Raw genomic sequence first — 18,469 nt, 5'->3', positions numbered from 1 at the left:
CGCGAGAAAAAACTTTTCGAGGGTCTCCGCGGGCCTGCCCTAAGCTCGCAGCATGTTCAGCGCCGAGACCCTTGCGACCTTCGTCGTGGCCGCGTTCGTGATGGTCGTGATCCCCGGGCCGACGGTGCTCTTCACGATCGGCAGAGCGATGGCCCTGGGGCGGCTCGGCGGGTTCCTCAGCATCCTGGGCACGGCGCTCGGGTCGATCGTGCTGGTCGTCGGCGTCGCGCTGGGGGTGGGCACGGTGGTGGCGCAGTCGATCGTGCTCTTCACGATCGTGAAGGTGCTCGGCGCCGGCTACCTGGTGTTCCTCGGCATCCAGGCCATCAGGCATCGCAAGGACTCCGCGGCCACGATGACCGGGCCGGTGGCGAGGCGATCAGGCGTGCGGCTGCTCGTCGAGGGTTTCGTCGTCGGCGTCACCAACCCCAAGTCGATCGCCTTCTTCCTGGCGATCCTCCCGCAGTTCGTCGACCTGCACGCGGGGTCGGTGCCGATGCAGCTGTTCGTGCTCGGCGCGATCGTCGTCGCGATCGGTGTCGCCTGTGATGCGATCTGGGTGCTGCTCGCCAGCGGCGCCCGTGAGTGGTTCGGTCGATCTCCTCGCCGCGTCGAGGCCATGGGCGCCACCGGAGGTGGGCTCATGATCGGCCTCGGCGCGTTCCTGCTGCTGTGGAGCGAGAAGCCCGCTAACGGCTGAGGCGCAGCGTCACATCCGTGCGAAGCGCGCGCGGACCATCGAGAAGATGCCGTAGATCGCGAGTCCGACCCCGACGAGCCAGAGGATCGCGCGGCCCTGGGGCAGGTCGATCAGACTCCGCAGGGCTCCATCCAGGCCGGCAGCCTTCTCGGGGTCCTGCGTCCACGCCGCGACGACGAACAGCAAGCCAGTCACGGTGATCGCGATGCCCTTGGCGATGTAGCCCGCGATGCCGAGGGCGATGATCCCGGGCCGCGAGGGCCCCTCCGGAACATCCATCGTCTTCTCGAAGCCCCTGGTGAAGCCGATGACGATGAACCCGACACCCACACCCGCCACGGTGAGCCCGATGATGATGAGCAGCACGATCCCGCCGGGAGCACCGAGGATCACCGCGCTGAGGGCGCGCAGCGTCGTCTCGGACTCGACGTGCCCTCCGAAGGCGAAGATCAGCGCAAGGCCGGCGATCACGAGGTACGCGCCCGCGATGCCGATCAGCTTGATCCTCATCCCCCACTTGCGGGGCTCCTTGCCGCGGGCGAGGAGCCCGCTGGCGATCTGCCACACGGCAAGGGCGACCAGCGCCACCGCGACCAGCCCGAGAACCAGCCCGCCGACGGGGGTCGAGCGGATCTGCTCCATCGCTCCGTCCTGGTCGGCGTCGCCGCCGCCGCCTGTGGCGATGGAGACGGCGATCGCCCCGATGATGATGTGCACGAGACCGACCACGACGAAACCTGCCCGCGCCACCCGTCGGAAGGCATCGGATCGCTGCGCGGTGCGCGCGGCACCCTTCGCTGAGGTCATCCGAGCAGGATATCCCCCGCCACGAAGAACGCCGGAGGGGTTGCGCGGAGCGCGCTCGACACTCGTCAGCCGGTGCGCTCCACGGGCTGGCGCAGGATCGTCCGGAGCTTCGACGGATCGACGCGCCTGACATCGCTGAGGTAGACCTCGTGGTGCAGCCCCGTCATGGCCAGACCGTTCTCGGGGATGAACCGGTGGTGCAGCTCGTCGAGCACCGGGGCCTCATCGTCGTATGAGCCGACGTGAAGGGTCTGCACGCACAGTCCCTCGTCGAGCGTCTCGAGCCGCACGGACCGCAGCGCGGGAGATGCCTGCTTCTTCCTCGCGAGCTTCTCCTCGACCGTGTCGACCGCGCGATCGAACATCTCGCGGGTGACGTGCTCCGACACCATGATCATGAGCGTCCATTCCCACGCCGACTTGTCGCGGCGCGATGTGAACGACTCCATGTCGGGTGCGTGCCACTGCCCCTCGAGAGGCATCACGACCGTGTCGATCCCGAGCTGTTCCCTGCTCGCGAACTTGAGCGTGTAGGCGACGGGGAAGAGGGCGGACACCGCATCCTGATACGCCTGGGCGCTGTTCGGGTCGCCCGCGCCGTCGACCATCAGGTACTGCATCGGGGGCACCTCGAGGATGCGGAACTCACCGCGCTTCGCCCGATAGGCGTCGAGGGTCTTCTTGGGATCGAGCGCCATCGCGGGTCCTCTCACGGCGGCATCGGCATCCGACCGTCGCCACAGTGTCGCACGGGCCGCAGACATCGGGTGGGCGGCGCGACAGTACGTGCCGCCCACCCGAGTCGCGTCACGCCGGCTCGACCGCCAGCCAGAGCTCGCACGACGCGTGCGAGCCGGTGAACTCGAGGTACCGCACGATCGACGGACCAGGGCGCAGCCGCCAGGGGTTCGACGGGAACCACTCGGTCGCCGTGGCCGCCCAGAGGGTCTGCAGGGTCTCAGGGAACGGACCTGACGCGGAGAAGACCGCCCACGCGCCCGCCTCGACCCGGATGGCGTCGAGGTCGTCGGGAACCACGGTGGATGCAGACACGGAGACGCCATGCAGATAGGTGAGCTCCGTCCCCTCCGGCGCGTCCGGTGCGACATCACCGGTGACGGCGAGGATTCCGCCGGGCTCCGCGTCGCTCATCGCCTTCAGCCTGAGATGCTCTTCGGGTGCGATCGAGGCGATGTGCGCCTGGATGTGCGGATTCGCGCCCTCGTGGATGAGCGGCACTCGCGCGGCGTGGCCGACGAGCACGAGCTCGGGGGTGGTGGTGATGGTGACGTCCATCTGGGTGCTCCCTTCGACGCTCAGGCGGAACCGGAGCGTGGGTTGTGTGCGGAGAGGACCCCCGTCGCGGCGCGCGTCGACCGGACTGATCCCGTGCACGGCGCGGAACGCGCGGCCGAACGCCTCGTTCGAGCCGTAGCCGTGTCTCACCGCGACATCGAGCACGTTCGGGGCGCCGGCGGCGAGTTCTGCTCCGGCGAGCGTCATCCGGCGGCGGCGGACATACTCCGACAGCGGCATCCCGGCCAGAGCCGAGAACATCCGCCGCAGGTGGTACTCCGTCGTCCCGTGGACACGAGCGAACCCGGCGACGTCGATCTCGTCTGCGGCGTCGGCCTCGACGAGATCGACCAGTGCGTTGAGCGTTCCGATCATGAGGTCCTCCTTTCCTCACCATCGTGCGATCCGAGGGTGTGCCGCGACCCGACTTTCCGCGTCGGATCCGATCAGTCGCCTCGCGAGGTCAGCTGCGCTCCCCCGGATCCGCGAGCAGGTCGGCGAGGGCCAGTTCGGCCGCGCCGATCAGCAGCCTGTCGGCGCCGAGAGCGGCAGGACGGATCTCGAGCGTCTCCGCGCTCTCCGGCATCGCCAGCGCTCGCACGTCGTCCGCGATCTGCGTCGCCCTCAGATCGGCGATCGTCGCGAGGAACCCTCCGAGCACGACGAGAGCGGGGTTGAGCACGTTGACGGCGTTGGCCAGCGCCCCCGCGAGCACACGCGCCTGACGCGTGATCTCATCAGCCACCACCGCCGATCCGGATTCCGAGAGCTCGGCGTCGAGCGTCTCGTCATCCGCCGTATCGAGGCCCACCGCGTCGAGCAGCAGACGGCGACTCACCTCGGCCTCGAGCACGCCATCGGCGGTGCGGCGATCCGCGTCTGCAGAGATCCGCGGCCTGTTCTGGCCGAACTCCCCCGCGTATCCGCCCGCGCCGGCGACCGGCTTGCCGTTGACGATCAGGCCGCCGCCGATGCCCGACGCACCTCCGTTCAGGTAGACGACGTCGTCGATGCCGCGGCCGGCGCCGTAGCGGTGCTCGGCGATGGCCCCGAGCGTCGCATCATTGTCGACGAAGGCGGCAGACGACGTGGCCGCGGAGACGAGGTCGGCGAGCGGCACGTCGGTCCAGCCCAGATGCGGCGCGTTGCGCACGACCCCGTCGGAGGCGCGCACGAGACCGGGCACGGCGACGCCGATGGCCGCGATCCGCGTATCGGCGAGCGGCCCCTCGCGCCATGCGGCGATGCGCTCGGCGATCGTCGCCGCGACGACTCCGGGTGTCGGCACCGTCTCGTTCGGCAGGCGTTCGCGCACGAGGATGCTGCGGTCGAGGCCGACCGCAGCGATCTCGATCGCATCGACCTCCGGGTTCACCGCGATGGCGACGATGCGAGCAGAGGCAGTCACGACCGGCGACGGTCGACCCACGCGACCGGCGACGTCCGGGACCCGCTCGTCGACGAGCCCCCGTCTGACGAGCTCTGCGACGAGGTCGGCGATCGTCGAGCGGTTGAGCCCCGTCTGCTCGGTGAGAGCTGCTCTCGACTGGGCGCCGTTCTCGTGCACGAGCCGCAGGATGAGGGAGAGATTGTGGGGGCGGGTGCCCAGCGCGGGGCTCGACTGCGACGGCATCCCTTCACTGTAGGGGGTGGACGCGCCCCCTGTCATGAGATATGTTGTCAAGCACAACTTATTCGATGACCTGCACAGGAGCAGCCATGAGCACCCCCACCCGCGATGACAAGTTCTCCTTCGGCCTGTGGACCGTCGGCTACAACGGCGCAGACCCCTTCGGCGGCCCCACCCGGCCCGCGCTCGACGTGGTGCACGCCGTCGAGAAGCTCGCCGAGCTCGGCGCCTACGGTCTGACCTTCCACGACGACGACCTGTTCGCCTTCGGATCGACCGACGCCGAGCGCCAGACGCAGATCGACCGGCTCAAGGGCGCCCTCGACGACACGGGCCTCGTCGTGCCGATGGTCACCACCAACCTGTTCAGCGCACCCATCTTCAAGGACGGCGGCTTCACGTCGAACGACCGCGATGTGCGCCGGTACGCCCTGCGCAAGGTGTTCCGCCAGCTCGACCTCGGCGCGGAGCTCGGCGCCAAGACGTTCGTCATGTGGGGTGGGCGCGAGGGTGCCGAGTACGACTCCGCGAAGGACATCCGCCAGGCACTCGAGCGCTACCGCGAGGCCGTGAACCTGCTCGGCGACTACGTCACCGACAAGGGCTACGACATCCGGTTCGCGATCGAGCCGAAGCCCAACGAGCCGCGCGGCGACATCCTGCTGCCGACCCTCGGACACGCGATCGCCTTCATCGATTCGCTCGAGCGCCCCGAGCTCGTCGGCGTGAACCCCGAGGTGGGTCACGAGCAGATGGCCGGACTCAACTTCACCGCCGGCATCGCGCAGGCGCTCTTCCACGGCAAGCTCTTCCACATCGATCTCAACGGTCAGCGCGGCATCAAGTACGACCAGGACCTCGTCTTCGGTCACGGCGACCTGCACAACGCCTTCTCGCTCGTCGACCTGCTCGAGAACGGCGGCCCCGGCGGAGTGCCCGCCTACGACGGCCCTCGCCACTTCGACTACAAGCCGAGCCGCACCGAAGACGAGAAGGGCGTCTGGGACTCTGCGGCCGCGAACATGCGCACCTACCTGCTCCTGAAGGAGCGCGCTGCGGCGTTCCGCGCCGACCCCGAGGTGCAGGAGGCACTCGCGGCGGCTCGCGTCGACGAGCTCTCGACGCCGACCCTCAGCCCCGGAGAGAGCTACGACGACTTCCTCGCCGACCGCTCGGCATACGAGGACTTCGACGCGAACTCCTACTTCGGCGACAAGGGCTTCGGCTTCGTCCGACTGCAGCAGCTCGCGACCGAGCACCTGCTCGGCGCTCGCTGATCGACATGCCGCTGGTTCTCGGGGTCGACTCGTCGACCCAGTCCTGCAAGGCCGTCGTCGTCGACACGGCGACCGGAGCGGTCGTCCGCGCCGGTCGAGCGACGCACCCTGACGGGACGTCGGTCGACCCCGAGGCCTGGTGGCGTGCCCTGAACGCCGCGATCACGGAGGCCGGCTCTCTCGACGAGATCGAGGCCTGGTCGATCGGCGGGCAGCAGCACGGCCTGGTGGCGCTCGACGAATCCGGCCGTGTCATCCGCGATGCACTGCTGTGGAACGACACGCGCTCCGCCGGCGCGGCGACGGATCTGATCGCCGAGTACGGGGCAACCGAGCTGGCCGCGCGCACCGGGCTCGTTCCCGTGGCCTCGTTCACGATCACGAAGCTGCGCTGGCTGCGCGATCACGAGCCCGAGAACGCGGCACGGGTGGCCGCGGTCGCTCTTCCGCACGACTGGCTGACGTGGCGCCTGCGCGGCTTCGGCCCCGAGAACCCGGTGCTCGACGAGCTCGTGACCGATCGGTCGGATGCGTCGGGCACCGGCTACTGGAATCCGTCGACGGGCGAGTACGACCGTGAGCTGCTGGTCGCCGCTCTGGGGCACGATGCGATCCTGCCCCGGGTGCTCGCACACGACGAGTGGACGACGGATGCCGATGGTCGGCGCGTCGGCGCCGGAGCCGGAGACAACGCCGCTGCCGCACTCGGACTCGGCGCCGTGCCCGGGGATGTGGTCGTGTCGATCGGCACATCCGGCACTGTGTGTGCGATCAGCACCACCCCGCTGAGCGATGCGACCGGAACTGTGGCAGGGTTCGCCGATGCCTCGGGCAACTTCCTCCCTCTCGTCGCCACGCTCAACGCGGCCCGGGTCGTCGACGTGACGGCAGCACTGCTCGGTGTGACGCACCACGAGTTCAGCGATCTCGCTCTGCAGGCCACGCCGGGCGCGGACGGACTCACGCTGCTCCCCTACTTCGAGGGCGAGCGCACACCCAACCTGCCGGATGCCACGGCATCCCTCTCGGGCATGACACTGGCATCCACGACGAGGCAGAACCTGGCACGCGCTGCGGTCGAGGGGATGCTGCGCGGACTGGGCGCGGGCCTCGACGCGCTGCGCGACCTCGGCATCCCTCTCGAGCGCGCCCTGCTGATCGGCGGCGGCGCGCAGTCGGAGGCCGTGCGCCGCGTCGCGCCGGAGATCCTGGGTCTCCCTGTCGAGGTGCCGGAACCCGGTGAGTACGTGGCGCTCGGCGCTGCGCGCCAGGCTGCTCTGATCGTCGACTGATCCTGCGCACCTGCCCCTCGGGAGGACAGCCCCTCGGGAGGAGATGTGCGCCTCGGGAGGAGATCTGCGCTTCGGGAGGAGCCGTGAACGGCATCCGTCCTCCCGAGGCGCAGTACTCCTCCCGAACCGGTGGCGACTGCGTCGGACGCGCACTGCGAACCACGTGCGAGGCAGCGGATGCTGAGGCGGATGCCGGCAGCGGATGCCGAAGGCGGATGCCGAAGGCGGATGCGGTCAGCCGGCGAGCACCCGAGCGTCGCGCTGGGCGATGATGCTCAGCTCGGCAGCGGCGAAGGCGTGCTGCTGCGTCATCGCATGCTCGGTGCGGTCGAGGCAGTCGCGGATCAGCCGGCCGAAGAACGGGAACCCCGTCCTGCCCGTCGCATCGAACCGGAACTGCCCGTCCTGATTGACGAGCAGCACCTGACCGCCGCCGTTGTCGGTCGTGATGTCGGCGTACTTGCGCAGCTCGATGTACCCGTCGGTGCCGAGCAGCACGGTGCGCCCATCGCCGAAGACGTCCAGTCCTGCCGGGGTGAACCAGTCCACGCGCACATAGCCGGTCGTGCCGTTGTCGAGCACCACGTGTGCATCGCCGAAGTCCTGCAGCCCCGGGGTCTCGCGATGCGCGTAGTTGGCGACCGTCGAGCTGACCACCTCCCCGCCCGTCGCACCGGTGTAGTGGAGCATCTGCTCGAAGTTGTGGCTGCCGATGTCGCAGATGATCCCGCCGTACTGCTCGGGGTCGTAGAACCAGTCGGGGCGCCCGGTGCCGATGCGATGAGGGCCGAACGACGCGACCTGGAGCACGGTTCCGATCGCTCCCTGATCGATCAGCTGGCCGGCGAGGATCGCCGCCTCGGAGTGCACCCGCTCGCCGTAGTAGACGGCGAACTTCTGCCCGGTGCGCTCGACGGCCTCGCGGGCCGCGGCGAGGTCGTCCATCGTCGTGATCGCGGGCTTGTCGGCGAAGAAGTCCTTGCCGGCGTCGAGGACGCGGACACCGAGCCGAGCCCGCTGATTGGCGATCGACGCGCTCGCGACGAGTCGCACGTGCGGGTCGTCGAGCACCTCCTGCTCGCTGGCGGCCGCCCGCGCCTGCGGGAACCGCTCGACGAAGTCGGCGAGCTTCGCGGGGTCGGCGTCGTAGACGAGCGACAGCGTGGCACCAGCCTCGAGAAGCTGCTCGACCATGCCGAAGATGTGGCCGTGGTCGAGCCCCACGGCGGCGAACACGAACTCACCGGGGCCGACGACCGGCTCCGGCAGCGGATCGAAGGTGTAGGTGCGGGTCATCGCAGGGTCTCCTCATCGTTCACGCCACCATCGTTCACGCTATAGGTGCGCAGGCGTCCGCACATGCCGAATGCGCGCTCTCCCACCGAGGGTGCGGCCCGGTGCACGCGGGCGTCGGCCAGATGCGCCACAGAGCCCGATGCCACCGCCTCGGCGAGCGCGAGCGAGTGCTCGGCCTGACCCAGTGGGCCCTCTCGCACCAGGTCGGGCCATGTCCGGGCACGGTCGAGCACGAGCGCCGCAGCAGCATCGTGGAAGGCGGTGAGAGCGGTGCGGTCGCCGGCGGCGACGGCGTCCCGCAGCGTCTCGAACCCCGTCACCGCGAGGTCGCGTCGTCGTCCGGCTCGTACTGCGCGTTCGCCGTCGTCGTCCCCGAGCGACACCGCTGCGGCATACGCGTCGGGGTCGCCGACGACGTCGGACGGAAAGGTCAGCACGGCATCGCCTGCCTCGGGCAGCCCGGCATTGCTCATGAGCACGACCACGCGCAGGTCTCCGCGGTTCACGGCGCGGTGGATCGTGCCGGGGGTGAACCACACGACCGACCCGGCAGTCAGGGTCGTCTCACGGACTCCGTCGGCGTCGATCGTCTGCAGCGCGCCCTCACCCGAGATCACGACATAGGCCTCGGTCGAGACGAGGTGCATGTGGGGGCTCCCTCCGCAGATGCCGTCGGGCGCGGCATCGGCATACACGTCGAGATGAGACAGCGAGGTGCCACCCGGGAACGAGGATGCGGTCACGATGCCGCCTCCACCAGCGACGAGGTCTTCTCGAAGAAGTGGGGAGCGTGCGCGACCAGCTGCCCGGCTCGGTAGTAGGGGTCGGACGCGGCGATCGGCAGCGACACGAACTGGCGTTCGAACCCCGCCTTGTAGATGGCGGTGACCACCTCGACCGCGTTGCGGCCGTCCTGACCCCCGGCGATCGGCGGCCGGCTGTCGCGGATCGCGGCGATCAGATCGCCGATCTGACCCTCGTGGCCGAGATGCGCGAGCGGTGTGCGGCCGGCGACGAGAGCCTCGATGCGCGCCACGACGTCGGGAGCCCCGCCGTCTTCGGGGAATCCGTCGCGCCGGGACTGCTCTGCGACGACGGAGAACGGCTGCGACACCCGCGCATCCGCACCCTGGATCACGATCGCCTGCTCCTCGCCGTGGTGCACCACCGAGCTGGTCAGCTGGGCGAGGCCGCGGTCGTACCGGAAGATCGCGACCGAGAGATCCTCGACCTCGGCGTTGTCGTGCTGCGCGTTGGCGAGCATGGCGGTGATCTCGGTCGGAGTCCCCAGCAGCCACAGCAGCAGGTCGATGTGGTGGATGGCGTGGTTCAGCGTGCATCCGCCACCCTCTTTCTCCCACGTACCGCGCCACCAGAGGTCGTAGTAGGGCAGCCCTCGCCACCAGGCCGAGTCGACGCGCACGTGCGAGATCGAGCCGAGCAGACCGGAGTCGACGACGTCTTTCAACGCGGCGAGGTCGTCACGGAACCGGTTCTGCGCGACGACAGACAGCACTCTGCCCGAGCGCTCCTGTGCCGCGAGCATCGCGTCGCACTCTTCGAGCGAGGGGGCCATCGGCTTCTAGACGAGCACGTGGATCCCCGCGTCGAGGGCGGCGATCGCCAGCGACGCGTGCGTCGACGGCGGAGTCGCGATGCTCACGACGTCGAGGCCCGCGTGGGCGATCATCTCGAGCGGATCGTCGAACGTCGCCGCATCCGCGAGTCCGAAGGCCCCGGCCTTCTGCGCCGCCCTGCCCGGGATCACGTCGGCGAGCGCGACCACCTCGCACTCGTCGCGGAACGCGAGGTATCCGCGGATGTGCGCGTCGGCGATCCCGCCGGTGCCGATGATGCCGATCCTGAGCATTCGCTGCCTCCTCGATGAGGTGTTACTACGTATTACTAAGACGTAGTAGATACTATCGAGAGGCACACCCGTCACGTCAAGCCCGGAAAGGACGGATGCCGTGGACAAGAGGCCGACGAGCCATGACGTCGCACACCTCGCCGGGGTGTCGCAGTCGACCGTGTCCTTCGTCTTCACCGGGCGCGCCGGAATCTCGGAGGCCACCCGAGACCGGGTGCTGCGAGCGGCATCCGAGCTGAACTACCGGCCGAACCTCGCCGCCCGCTCCATGCGCACGCACCGCACCGGGCGACTCGCGGTCGTCGTGCCGATCGCCACCATGAACCCGCTCACCCTGCTGTCGGGAGCGATCTCCGCCGCCCGCGAGGAGGGCTACGTCGTCGAGGTCGTGAGTTTGCCCGAGGACCCGACGGCCCGCGACGAGCGCCTCTCCGAGCTCGTCGACTCCGGTCAGTACGAGGGGGTGCTCGCATTCACCCCGCTCCCCTTCGCTGACACGAACGGGGGCGGCGGGCCCGTCGTGCTGTCGGTGGGCGAGTTCGACGACGCCATGCACATGACCGGCGAGTTCACCGATTCCCGTCCGATCGCCGAGATGATCGAGCGACTCGCCGCGCAGGGCCACAGGAGATTCGTGCACCTGGCCGGCCCCGACGACTTCCCGTCGGCGCGAGCCCGCCGCGCCGCCTATCTCGACACGATCGCCCGACTCGGACTCGAGTCACTGGGGGTGTTCGGCGACGAGTGGAGCGGCAGCGCCGGTGAGGCCGCCGTCGACGCCCTGCCGGCGGATGCACCGCCCCTGGCCGTGATCGCGGCGAACGACGTCATCGCGACGGGCGCCATCCGCGCGGCGACCAGGCGCGGATGGACGCTGCCCGACGACGTCGCCGTCACCGGGTGGGACGACCACCCCCAGAGCGCGTTCCTCGTGCCCTCGCTGACGAGCGTCTCGCAGGACCGCGAGAGACTGGGGGCCTACTCGATGCATCGCCTCATCGCCGCCGTGCGCGGTGGAGAGCCGCCGACGAAACCCGACGGTCTGCTCACCGTGATCTGGCGCGAGTCGACCGAATCCCCCCGCTGACCGCCGTGAACCGGAGACGCACATGAAGATCCTGATCCCGAACACCATCGAGCTGCCGCTGACAGCAGACGTCGAGACCGTCGTCTACGACATCGACGCGGACGTCCCCGATGAGCACCGCGACGCGGAGGTGCTGGTGGTCTGGCACAACTCCTCGTCGTGGCTGCAGCACGCAGCTCGCGTGCTCCCCCGGCTGCAGCTCGTGCAGGCTCTGGCCTCGGGAGCCGACGCGGTGCTGAACGCCGGGTTCGCGGCGGACGTGCGCATCTGCTCAGGTCGCTCGCTGCACGACGGTCCGGTCGCCGAGCACGCCCTGGCGCTGATCCTGAGCGCGGTGCGCCGACTCGACCGCCTGCGCGACGCCCAGCGCGAGCACCGCTGGGACGACGAGTTCATCGACGAGCAGAGTGCTGTCGAGACCCGGGCGCTGCACACGCTCTCCGGTGCTCGGGTGACCATCTGGGGCTTCGGATCGATCGCTTCGACGCTCGCTCCGTCGCTCACCGCACTCGGGGCCGAGGTGCAGGGCATCGCCCGCACCGCCGGCGAGCGGTCGGGCTTCGACGTGCACGCGGATGCCGATGCGACCGATGTGCTGGCAGACACCGACGTGCTGGTGTCGATCCTGCCCGCCACCGACGAGACCGCCGATCTGTTCGACGCCGAGGTGTTCGCCGCACTCAAGCCCGGTGCCGTGTTCGTGAACGTGGGTCGGGGTGCCACCGTCGACGAGGGCGCCTTGATCGCGGCACTCGAGTCAGGGCAGCTGCGCGCCGCAGCGATCGACGTCGCGAAGTCGGAGCCGCTCCCGGCATCCGATCCGCTCTGGGACGCGCCGAACCTGCTCATCACACCGCACATCGCCGGTAACCGGCCGGTGGGTGCCGCCCGACTCGTCGACGACAACGTCACCCGCCTGCTCGCCGGCGACGGTCTCGTGAACCAGGTGCTGCCATAGGGTCTGGACACCTCGCCGGGAGCGGCGCATGCTGAACCCATGACCGCCTTTCAGACAGCACACGCGTTCAGCGGATTCAGCGTCGACGACATCGGTGCCGCCCGCTCCTTCTACGGCGACACCCTCGGCATGGACGTCACCACCAACGCCATGGGGTTCCTCGACATCAGCCTGCCCGAGGGCGGGTCGATCCTCGTCTACGCCAAACCGAACCACGAGCCCGCGAGCTTCACGATCCTCAACTTCCCGGTGGATGACGTCGAGGCCGCCGTCGACGAGCTCAACGGCCGCGGGGTCGTGACGAAGATCTACGACGACTCGGAGTTCGACACCGACGACAAGGGCATCCTTCGGGGCGGCCCGGACCGCGGACCCGACATCGCCTGGTTCAAGGACCCCGCAGGCAACGTGCTCGCCGTGCTCGCCGCCGGCTGATCCTGCGTCAGCCGAGCAGGCCGTCGAACAGGGCGTTCACGGCAGGATCGACCCGCTGCAGGTCGGGGTGCGCGTCGTGCCAGTCGATGATCTCTCGCGCCGCCGTGTGCAGAGGTATGACGGGGGTGAAGTCGGGCACGACCCGGCGGATCTTCGTGTTGTCGAAGACGACCGAGTGCGCCATGTCGCCCGAGAGCTGACCGGCGCGATCCGGTGCGGCATCCTCGATCGCCGCGCTTGTGGCATAGCGGATCTTCGGCTCGGCCCCGGCCGCGCGTCCGAGGATCGAGTAGATCTCGTTCCATGTGTAGACGAAGTCGCTGGTGATCTGGAAAGTGTCGCCGTAGGCGAGCGGGTTGCCGAGCAGCCCGGCGAATCCGACGGCGAAGTCGCTCGAGTGGGTGAGGGTCCACAGCGACGTGCCATCGCCGTGCACGATGATCTCCTGGCCACGGCGGATGCGATCGATCGCCGTCCATCCGCCGAAGGCCGGGATCGTCCACTTGTCGTAGGTGTGCGAGGGGCGCAGCACCGTGACAGGGAAGCCGCGGTCGCGATAGGCGGCGGTGAGCAGGTCTTCACACGCGATCTTGTCTCGCGAGTACTGCCAGTACGGGTTTCGCAGCGGCGTCGACTCGGTGATCGGCAGGCGGGCGACGGGCTTCTGATAGGCGGATGCCGAGCTGATGAAGACGTACTGCCCCGTGCGACCCTCGAAGCGGTCGATGTCGCGCTGCACCTGGTCAGGCGTGAACGCGATCATGTCGGCGACGACGTCGAACTCGCGCCCGGCGAGCGCGGCGTCGACCGCGGCGGCATCCGTGATGTCAGCCGTCAGCACCTCGACGCCCTCCGCGGGCTCCCGGCGCGACTGCCCGCGATTCAGCAGCGTCACCTCCATGCCTCGGGATGCGGCGAGCGCACTCGCCGCCGAGGAGATGATTCCGGTTCCACCGATGAACAGCACCTTCGTCGCAGCCATGCATCGACTCTATCGACGGGTCAGGCAGGGGGCTCCGAACCGCTGAGGTCATGCTCCCTTGATCTCCGCAACGAGCCGCGGATCAGACGAGGTGCTCGAAGAGGGCGCGAACGGCTGTCTCGACGGCATCCGGGTCGCCCGCGCGCATCGCGTGCGCGGCGGCTTCGGCCGCGACGGATCGCGCCTGAGCCACACCGTCACCGCGGGTGATCCCGGAGAACTGCAGGGCGCACTGGGCCAGGATCGTTGCCTCGACGAGATGGATCGCCTGGCGCGGATGCTCGATGAGGTCGGTCACGGCAGTGAGGAACCCGATGACTGCCGCGTGGCGGCTGGTGTCCCCGACGGCGCCGCCGATCACTTCGACGTGGACCGCGAGTTCTGAGCGCACGCCCTCGGCGGTGGTCGGCAGTGCCTTCTTGAGCGCTGTGCCGGCGAGCACCCCGGCATAGCTGAGGGCGGCGCAGGAATCGGCCGCGGAGAAATCGGCGACCTTGGTGTAGCGGGCGGGAGTGACCTCGACCAATCCGATGTCGCGGAGCCGGATGATCGCTTCGCGGATCGGGTTCAGCGACATGTGCAGCTCCTGAGCGAAGCGTGCGGTGTCGAGCCGGTCACCGGACACGTACTCGCCCCGGAGAATCGCCGCGAGGATGTGCTGGAAAGCGAGTTCGGGCAGCGGAACAGGGCTGCGATGACTCCACTGGTGCGTCCGTAGCTCGACGTGGGCGATGGTCATCTGAGGCTCCTCGGGATCCGTTGCGGACGCCCCCGTTCGCAGGGGCGTCCACTAACCAGACCCGCTGGCGCACGGAATATTACGCGACGGCGTCAGAAAGGTCCGAGAAGCCCCGTCTGACAGCGCGTGCGGGACAGCACGCCACCACGGAATCCCGATCGCTGCACTGTTCAGACCACGCTGGTGCCGGGTTCTGCGGCGAACTCCTCGAGAGCGGCGATGACGTCATCCGACAGCTCGACCTGGCTCGCAGCCACCGCGTCGTCGATCTGGCCGGTGCGCGAGGCTCCGATGATCGCGGTCGTCACCACGGGGTCGCGCAGCACCCAGGCGACGGCGAGCTGCGGGATCGACAGACCCGCCTCCTTCGCGACGCCGTCGATGCCGCGGATGCGCTCGAGGTAGCCGTCGGTGAGGGCCGATCCGTCGAGGAAGTGGCTGTTCGCCGCGCGCGAGTCGGCGGGGACGTCGCCGTCGATGTACTTGCCGGTGAGCAGGCCCTGAGCGAGCGGTGAGAAGACCGCGCTGCCGACCTTCAGCCCACGCAACGCCGGGAACAGCTCGGCCTCGGGAGTGCGGTCGAACAGCGAGTACCGGGGCTGGTGCAGCAGCAGCTTCACTCCCTGGTCCGCCAGCAGCTCATAGGCCTGCCGAGCGAGATCCGCCGGGTAGTTCGAGATGCCGACATAGAGCGCCTTCCCGCTGCGCACGATGTCGACGAGCGCCGTCACCGTCTCCTCGAGCGGCGTCTCGGAGTCGGGGCGGTGCGAGTAGAACACGTCGACATAGTCGGTGTTCATGCGCTGCAGGCTCTGCTCGAGGGAGCGCGTGAGGTATTTGCGCGAGCCGCCGTCGCCGAACGGGCCCGGCCACATGTCGTACCCCGCCTTGGTCGTGACGAACAGCTCGTCGCGATAGCGGCCCAGGCCGCTGTCGAGCACGGCGCCGAACGTCGACTCGGCCGATCCGTAGGGCGGACCGTAGTTGTTGGCGAGGTCGATGTGCACGACCCCGCGGTCGAAGGCGTGCAGGACGATCTCGCGCTGGCTGTCGAACGAGCGATCGCGTCCGAAGTTCTGCCAGAGGCCCAGCGAGACCTTGGGCAGCTGGATGCCGCTCGCGCCCGCGCGCTGGAACGGCACGTCGGTGTAGCGGGTGGACGCGGCCTCGTAGGCGTGCGTCAGGCGGGGGTCATCAGCGGCGATGGGCATGGACGATGCTCCTCTGCAGGCGGGGGAAGGTCTCCAGGATAGCGTTTTCTGGCTTCCGACCCCGGGCATGGACTGCGGTCGCCAGCGCCATCCGGGATGCCTCCGTGGGACTCGGCTGATCGGCCCGCCTTCCCGATCGACCGACCGCTGTCAAGCACCCCCGCGAAGTCGACGGGCGGGGTAGCGTGGCGCAGAGACGGCGATCGCCGCATCCACCCCCGCTCTTCGCGGGAGACGAGAAGAGGTCCATGATGGGCAGGACCCCACCGTCGAAGCGCTCGGGCACGTCGAACTCCATCGTCGTGACCGGCGCACGTGTGCACAACCTTCGCGATGTCGACGTCGCGATCCCTCGTGACGCCCTCGTCGCCTTCACGGGCGTCTCGGGCTCGGGCAAGAGCTCGCTCGCGTTCGGCACGCTGTACGCCGAAGCCCAGCGTCGGTACTTCGAATCGGTGGCGCCCTATGCGCGGCGCCTGATGAGCCAGGTCGACATCCCCGACGTCGATGCCATCGAGGGGCTGCCCCCTGCCGTCGCCCTCCCCCAGCAGCGCACCGCGGGCAGCGCCCGATCGACCGTCGGCAGCGCCACGTCCATCGGCAACGTCGTGCGCATGCTGTACTCGCGCGTCGGGACCTACCCGCCTGGCGCCGACCCGCTGTTCGCCGAGGACTTCTCCGCGAACACCGTGCAGGGCGCCTGCCCGCGGTGCCACGGGATCGGGCAGGTGTATGACGTGCCCCTGCACCTCATGGTGCCCGACGAGTCGCTGACGATCCGCGACCGTGCTCTCGATGCCTGGCCCCGGGCGTGGCACGGCAAGCAGCTCATCGACAGCCTGATCTCCCTCGGCTACGACATCGACATCCCGTGGCGCGATCTGCCGGAGGAGCAGCGTGAGTGGGTGCTGTACACGGAGGAGTCCCCGCAGGTGCCGGTGTTCACCGACCGCGGCCCGGCGCAGGTGCGCAAGGCCGTCGCCGCCGGCATCGAGCCGTCGTACATGAGCACATTCGTCGGGGTGAAGCAGTACGTGCTCAACACGTTCGCCCACTCGAAGAGCGCGAAGATGCGCGAGAAGGCGGCGGGCTTCATGGTCAGCGTCCGCTGTCCGATGTGCGAGGGACGCCGACTGAAGCCCGAGGCGCTCGCCGTGACGTTCGCCGGTCTCGACATCACACAGATGGCCGCGCTGCCGCTGGCCGACCTCTCGGCTCTCCTCGAGACGGCCCTCAACCCGTCCGACGGCGGATCGGGCGCCGGGTCCGACAGCGAAGCGCTCGCGCCCGAGAGGCAGCTCGCCGCGCAGCGTCTGGTCGACGAGCTGCGCGATCGGGTCTCTCCGATCATCGAGCTCGGTCTGGGATACCTCTCGCTGGATCGGTCGACTCCCACCCTCTCCTCCGGGGAGCTGCAGCGCATGCGCCTCGCGACCCAGGTGCTCTCGCAGCTGTTCGGGGTCATGTTCGTGCTCGACGAGCCGTCTGCCGGGCTGCATCCCGCCGACGGCGAAGCGCTCGTGCGCATCCTCCGCTCGCTCAGGGACTCGGGCAACACGGTCTTCTTCGTCGAGCACTCACTCGACGTGATCCGGCATGCGGACTGGATCGTCGACATCGGCCCCGGCGCGGGAGCCACGGGGGGCGAGATCGTCTACTCGGGTCCGATCGACGGGCTCCGCGAGGCCGAGGACTCCCAGACCCGGCGCTACCTGTTCGCCGATGCCCCGCGCGCCGAACAGCAGACGCCGAAGGCGGGCCCTCGCGAGCCCGACGGCGAACTCGTGCTCACCGACGTCTCACGGAACAACCTCCGCAGCGTCTCGGTGTCGATCCCCCTGGGCTGTCTCACCGCCGTCACCGGCGTCTCCGGATCGGGCAAGACGTCTCTCGTCACTCAGGCCCTGCCCGATCTGCTGCAGAAGAGCCTCTCCAGCGAGGTGGACGGCTCGACGATCGACACGTCGGGAGACGAGCGGAGCGTAGCGACAGCTGATCCGCTGTTCTCCTCGCCGACGGCGGAGACGGCGGGGCGCGCGTCCGGTCCCGCCGGCCGCGTGCGCCGGGTCGTGCAGGTCAGCCAGAAGCCGATCGGCCGCACGTCACGATCGAACGTGGCGACGTACACGGGGCTCTTCGACCGCGTCCGGGCTCTGTTCGCCGCGACTCCGGAAGCACGCCGGCGGCGATACGCCGCGAGCCGGTTCTCGTTCAATCTGCCGAGCGGACGATGCCCCACCTGCAAGGGCGAGGGCACGGTGGAGGTGGAGCTGCTCTTCCTCCCCACCGTCCATGCTCCCTGCAGCACGTGCGGCGGCACCCGCTACAACCCGGACACCCTCGAGATCGAACTCCACGGGCACACCATCGCCGACGTGCTCGCCCTGAGCGTGAACGACGCGCGTGATCTCTTCGCCGACGATGCCGACGTCGCTCGACACCTCGACGCGCTTCTCGACGTGGGACTGGGGTATCTGCCGCTGGGTCAGTCGGCGACCGAACTCTCCGGCGGCGAGGCGCAGCGAGTGAAGCTGGCGTCCGAGCTGCGGCGCGCCCAGCACGGCGACACCCTCTACCTGCTCGACGAGCCCACCTCGGGACTGCATCCGTCGGACACCGATCGGCTGCTCGTGCACCTTCAGCATCTGGTGGACGCCGGCAACACGGTCGTCATGGTCGAGCACGACATGCGCGTGGTGGCGCAGGCCGACTGGGTGATCGACATGGGCCCCGGCGCAGGAGACCTCGGAGGCACGGTCGTGGCGCAGGGGACCCCGGGCTCGATCGCCTCGGCGAGCGGGAGCACGACGGCGTCGTACCTTGCGGCCGCCCTCGCAGCACGGTGATTCCGGACCACGTGCCTGAGACAGAAAATCCCCGCGTGAGCAG

At 69.2% G+C, this 18,469-nt stretch carries 18 protein-coding genes; 7 read left to right on the top strand and 11 right to left on the bottom strand.

From position 1 onward, the window contains the following. Positions 1–52 precede the first annotated feature (52 nt). Positions 53–700, top strand: coding sequence for a LysE family translocator (locus AC04ME_RS04525; protein ID WP_475433751.1), 648 nt, complete (start codon positions 53–55; stop codon positions 698–700). Between the two features lie 9 nt (positions 701–709). Here the strand turns inward: AC04ME_RS04525 and AC04ME_RS04520 are convergent, their stop codons facing one another. From AC04ME_RS04520 to AC04ME_RS04505, 4 genes are all read right to left on the bottom strand, one after another. After that, complete coding sequence (locus AC04ME_RS04520; RefSeq protein ID WP_042537090.1) at positions 710–1,507, bottom strand: DUF1206 domain-containing protein; 798 nt, start codon at positions 1,505–1,507, stop codon at positions 710–712. A gap of 65 nt (positions 1,508–1,572) precedes the next feature. Beyond that, positions 1,573–2,205, bottom strand: coding sequence for a GyrI-like domain-containing protein (locus tag AC04ME_RS04515; protein ID WP_475123433.1), 633 nt, complete (start codon positions 2,203–2,205; stop codon positions 1,573–1,575). Positions 2,206–2,314: 109 nt separating this feature from the next. Continuing rightward, positions 2,315–3,178: an AraC family transcriptional regulator gene (locus AC04ME_RS04510; RefSeq protein WP_475433748.1), complete on the bottom strand. Its 864-nt coding sequence runs from the start codon at positions 3,176–3,178 to the stop codon at positions 2,315–2,317. Positions 3,179–3,266: 88 nt separating this feature from the next. Further along, on the bottom strand, positions 3,267–4,436 hold the full coding sequence (locus AC04ME_RS04505) for an ROK family transcriptional regulator (protein ID WP_042537082.1): 1,170 nt from the start codon (positions 4,434–4,436) through the stop codon (positions 3,267–3,269). A gap of 86 nt (positions 4,437–4,522) precedes the next feature. Here AC04ME_RS04505 and xylA point away from each other — a divergent pair, with 86 nt between their 5' ends. Together xylA and xylB are read left to right on the top strand one after the other, a co-directional pair. Then, positions 4,523–5,710, top strand: a complete 1,188-nt coding sequence (gene xylA / locus AC04ME_RS04500) for a xylose isomerase (protein ID WP_475433746.1) — start codon at positions 4,523–4,525, stop codon at positions 5,708–5,710. Positions 5,711–5,715: 5 nt separating this feature from the next. After that, positions 5,716–7,002 (top strand): xylulokinase, encoded by a 1,287-nt coding sequence (gene xylB / locus AC04ME_RS04495; protein ID WP_475433744.1) that lies wholly within the window; start codon positions 5,716–5,718, stop codon positions 7,000–7,002. A gap of 234 nt (positions 7,003–7,236) precedes the next feature. On the opposite strand, the gene AC04ME_RS04490 is transcribed toward xylB, so the two are convergent. From AC04ME_RS04490 to AC04ME_RS04475, 4 genes are read right to left on the bottom strand one after another with little or no spacing between them, the layout of a single operon-like run. Beyond that, the gene (locus AC04ME_RS04490) at positions 7,237–8,298 is read right to left on the bottom strand and encodes a Gfo/Idh/MocA family protein (protein ID WP_475433742.1); all 1,062 of its coding nucleotides are present in this window, start codon (positions 8,296–8,298) and stop codon (positions 7,237–7,239) included. Continuing rightward, the gene (locus tag AC04ME_RS04485) at positions 8,295–9,041 is read right to left on the bottom strand and encodes a cupin domain-containing protein (protein WP_475433740.1); all 747 of its coding nucleotides are present in this window, start codon (positions 9,039–9,041) and stop codon (positions 8,295–8,297) included. Before AC04ME_RS04485 ends, AC04ME_RS04490 begins: the two co-directional genes overlap by 4 nt. Further along, entirely contained in the window at positions 9,038–9,874 is an 837-nt protein-coding gene (locus AC04ME_RS04480) for a Gfo/Idh/MocA family protein (RefSeq protein WP_475433738.1), read from the bottom strand. The genes AC04ME_RS04485 and AC04ME_RS04480 overlap by 4 nt, the downstream gene beginning before the upstream one ends. Before the next feature lie 6 nt (positions 9,875–9,880). Beyond that, entirely contained in the window at positions 9,881–10,168 is a 288-nt protein-coding gene (locus AC04ME_RS04475) for a Gfo/Idh/MocA family protein (RefSeq protein ID WP_475433736.1), read from the bottom strand. A 100-nt stretch (positions 10,169–10,268) separates the two neighbouring features. Here AC04ME_RS04475 and AC04ME_RS04470 point away from each other — a divergent pair, with 100 nt between their 5' ends. Genes AC04ME_RS04470 through AC04ME_RS04460 form a run of 3 tightly spaced genes read left to right on the top strand, consistent with a single transcriptional unit; the run spans position 10,269 to position 12,648 of the window. Beyond that, positions 10,269–11,255, top strand: coding sequence for a LacI family DNA-binding transcriptional regulator (locus AC04ME_RS04470; RefSeq protein WP_475433734.1), 987 nt, complete (start codon positions 10,269–10,271; stop codon positions 11,253–11,255). A gap of 22 nt (positions 11,256–11,277) precedes the next feature. Next, positions 11,278–12,213 carry an NAD(P)-dependent oxidoreductase gene (locus tag AC04ME_RS04465; RefSeq protein WP_475433732.1) on the top strand — a complete coding sequence of 312 codons (936 nt, stop codon included), beginning with the start codon at positions 11,278–11,280 and terminating at the stop codon, positions 12,211–12,213. 39 nt (positions 12,214–12,252) lie between these two features. Then, the gene (locus AC04ME_RS04460; RefSeq protein ID WP_475433730.1) at positions 12,253–12,648 is read left to right on the top strand and encodes a VOC family protein; all 396 of its coding nucleotides are present in this window, start codon (positions 12,253–12,255) and stop codon (positions 12,646–12,648) included. Between the two features lie 7 nt (positions 12,649–12,655). On the opposite strand, the gene AC04ME_RS04455 is transcribed toward AC04ME_RS04460, so the two are convergent. The 3 genes from AC04ME_RS04455 to AC04ME_RS04445 form a co-directional block, all read right to left on the bottom strand. Further along, complete coding sequence (locus AC04ME_RS04455; RefSeq protein ID WP_455904276.1) at positions 12,656–13,630, bottom strand: NAD-dependent epimerase/dehydratase family protein; 975 nt, start codon at positions 13,628–13,630, stop codon at positions 12,656–12,658. Between the two features lie 82 nt (positions 13,631–13,712). Beyond that, positions 13,713–14,369, bottom strand: a complete 657-nt coding sequence (locus tag AC04ME_RS04450; protein ID WP_475433728.1) for a GntR family transcriptional regulator — start codon at positions 14,367–14,369, stop codon at positions 13,713–13,715. Positions 14,370–14,539: 170 nt separating this feature from the next. Next, positions 14,540–15,580 (bottom strand): aldo/keto reductase, encoded by a 1,041-nt coding sequence (locus tag AC04ME_RS04445; protein WP_475433726.1) that lies wholly within the window; start codon positions 15,578–15,580, stop codon positions 14,540–14,542. 248 nt (positions 15,581–15,828) lie between these two features. On the opposite strand from AC04ME_RS04445, the gene AC04ME_RS04440 reads away from it, so the two are divergent. Continuing rightward, on the top strand, positions 15,829–18,426 hold the full coding sequence (locus tag AC04ME_RS04440) for an excinuclease ABC subunit UvrA (protein WP_311879817.1): 2,598 nt from the start codon (positions 15,829–15,831) through the stop codon (positions 18,424–18,426). Positions 18,427–18,469: the final 43 nt, after the last annotated feature.

It is taken from the genome of Microbacterium sp. LjRoot205 (assembly GCF_056175745.1).
This window is presented reverse-complemented; position numbering and strand designations above follow the sequence as displayed.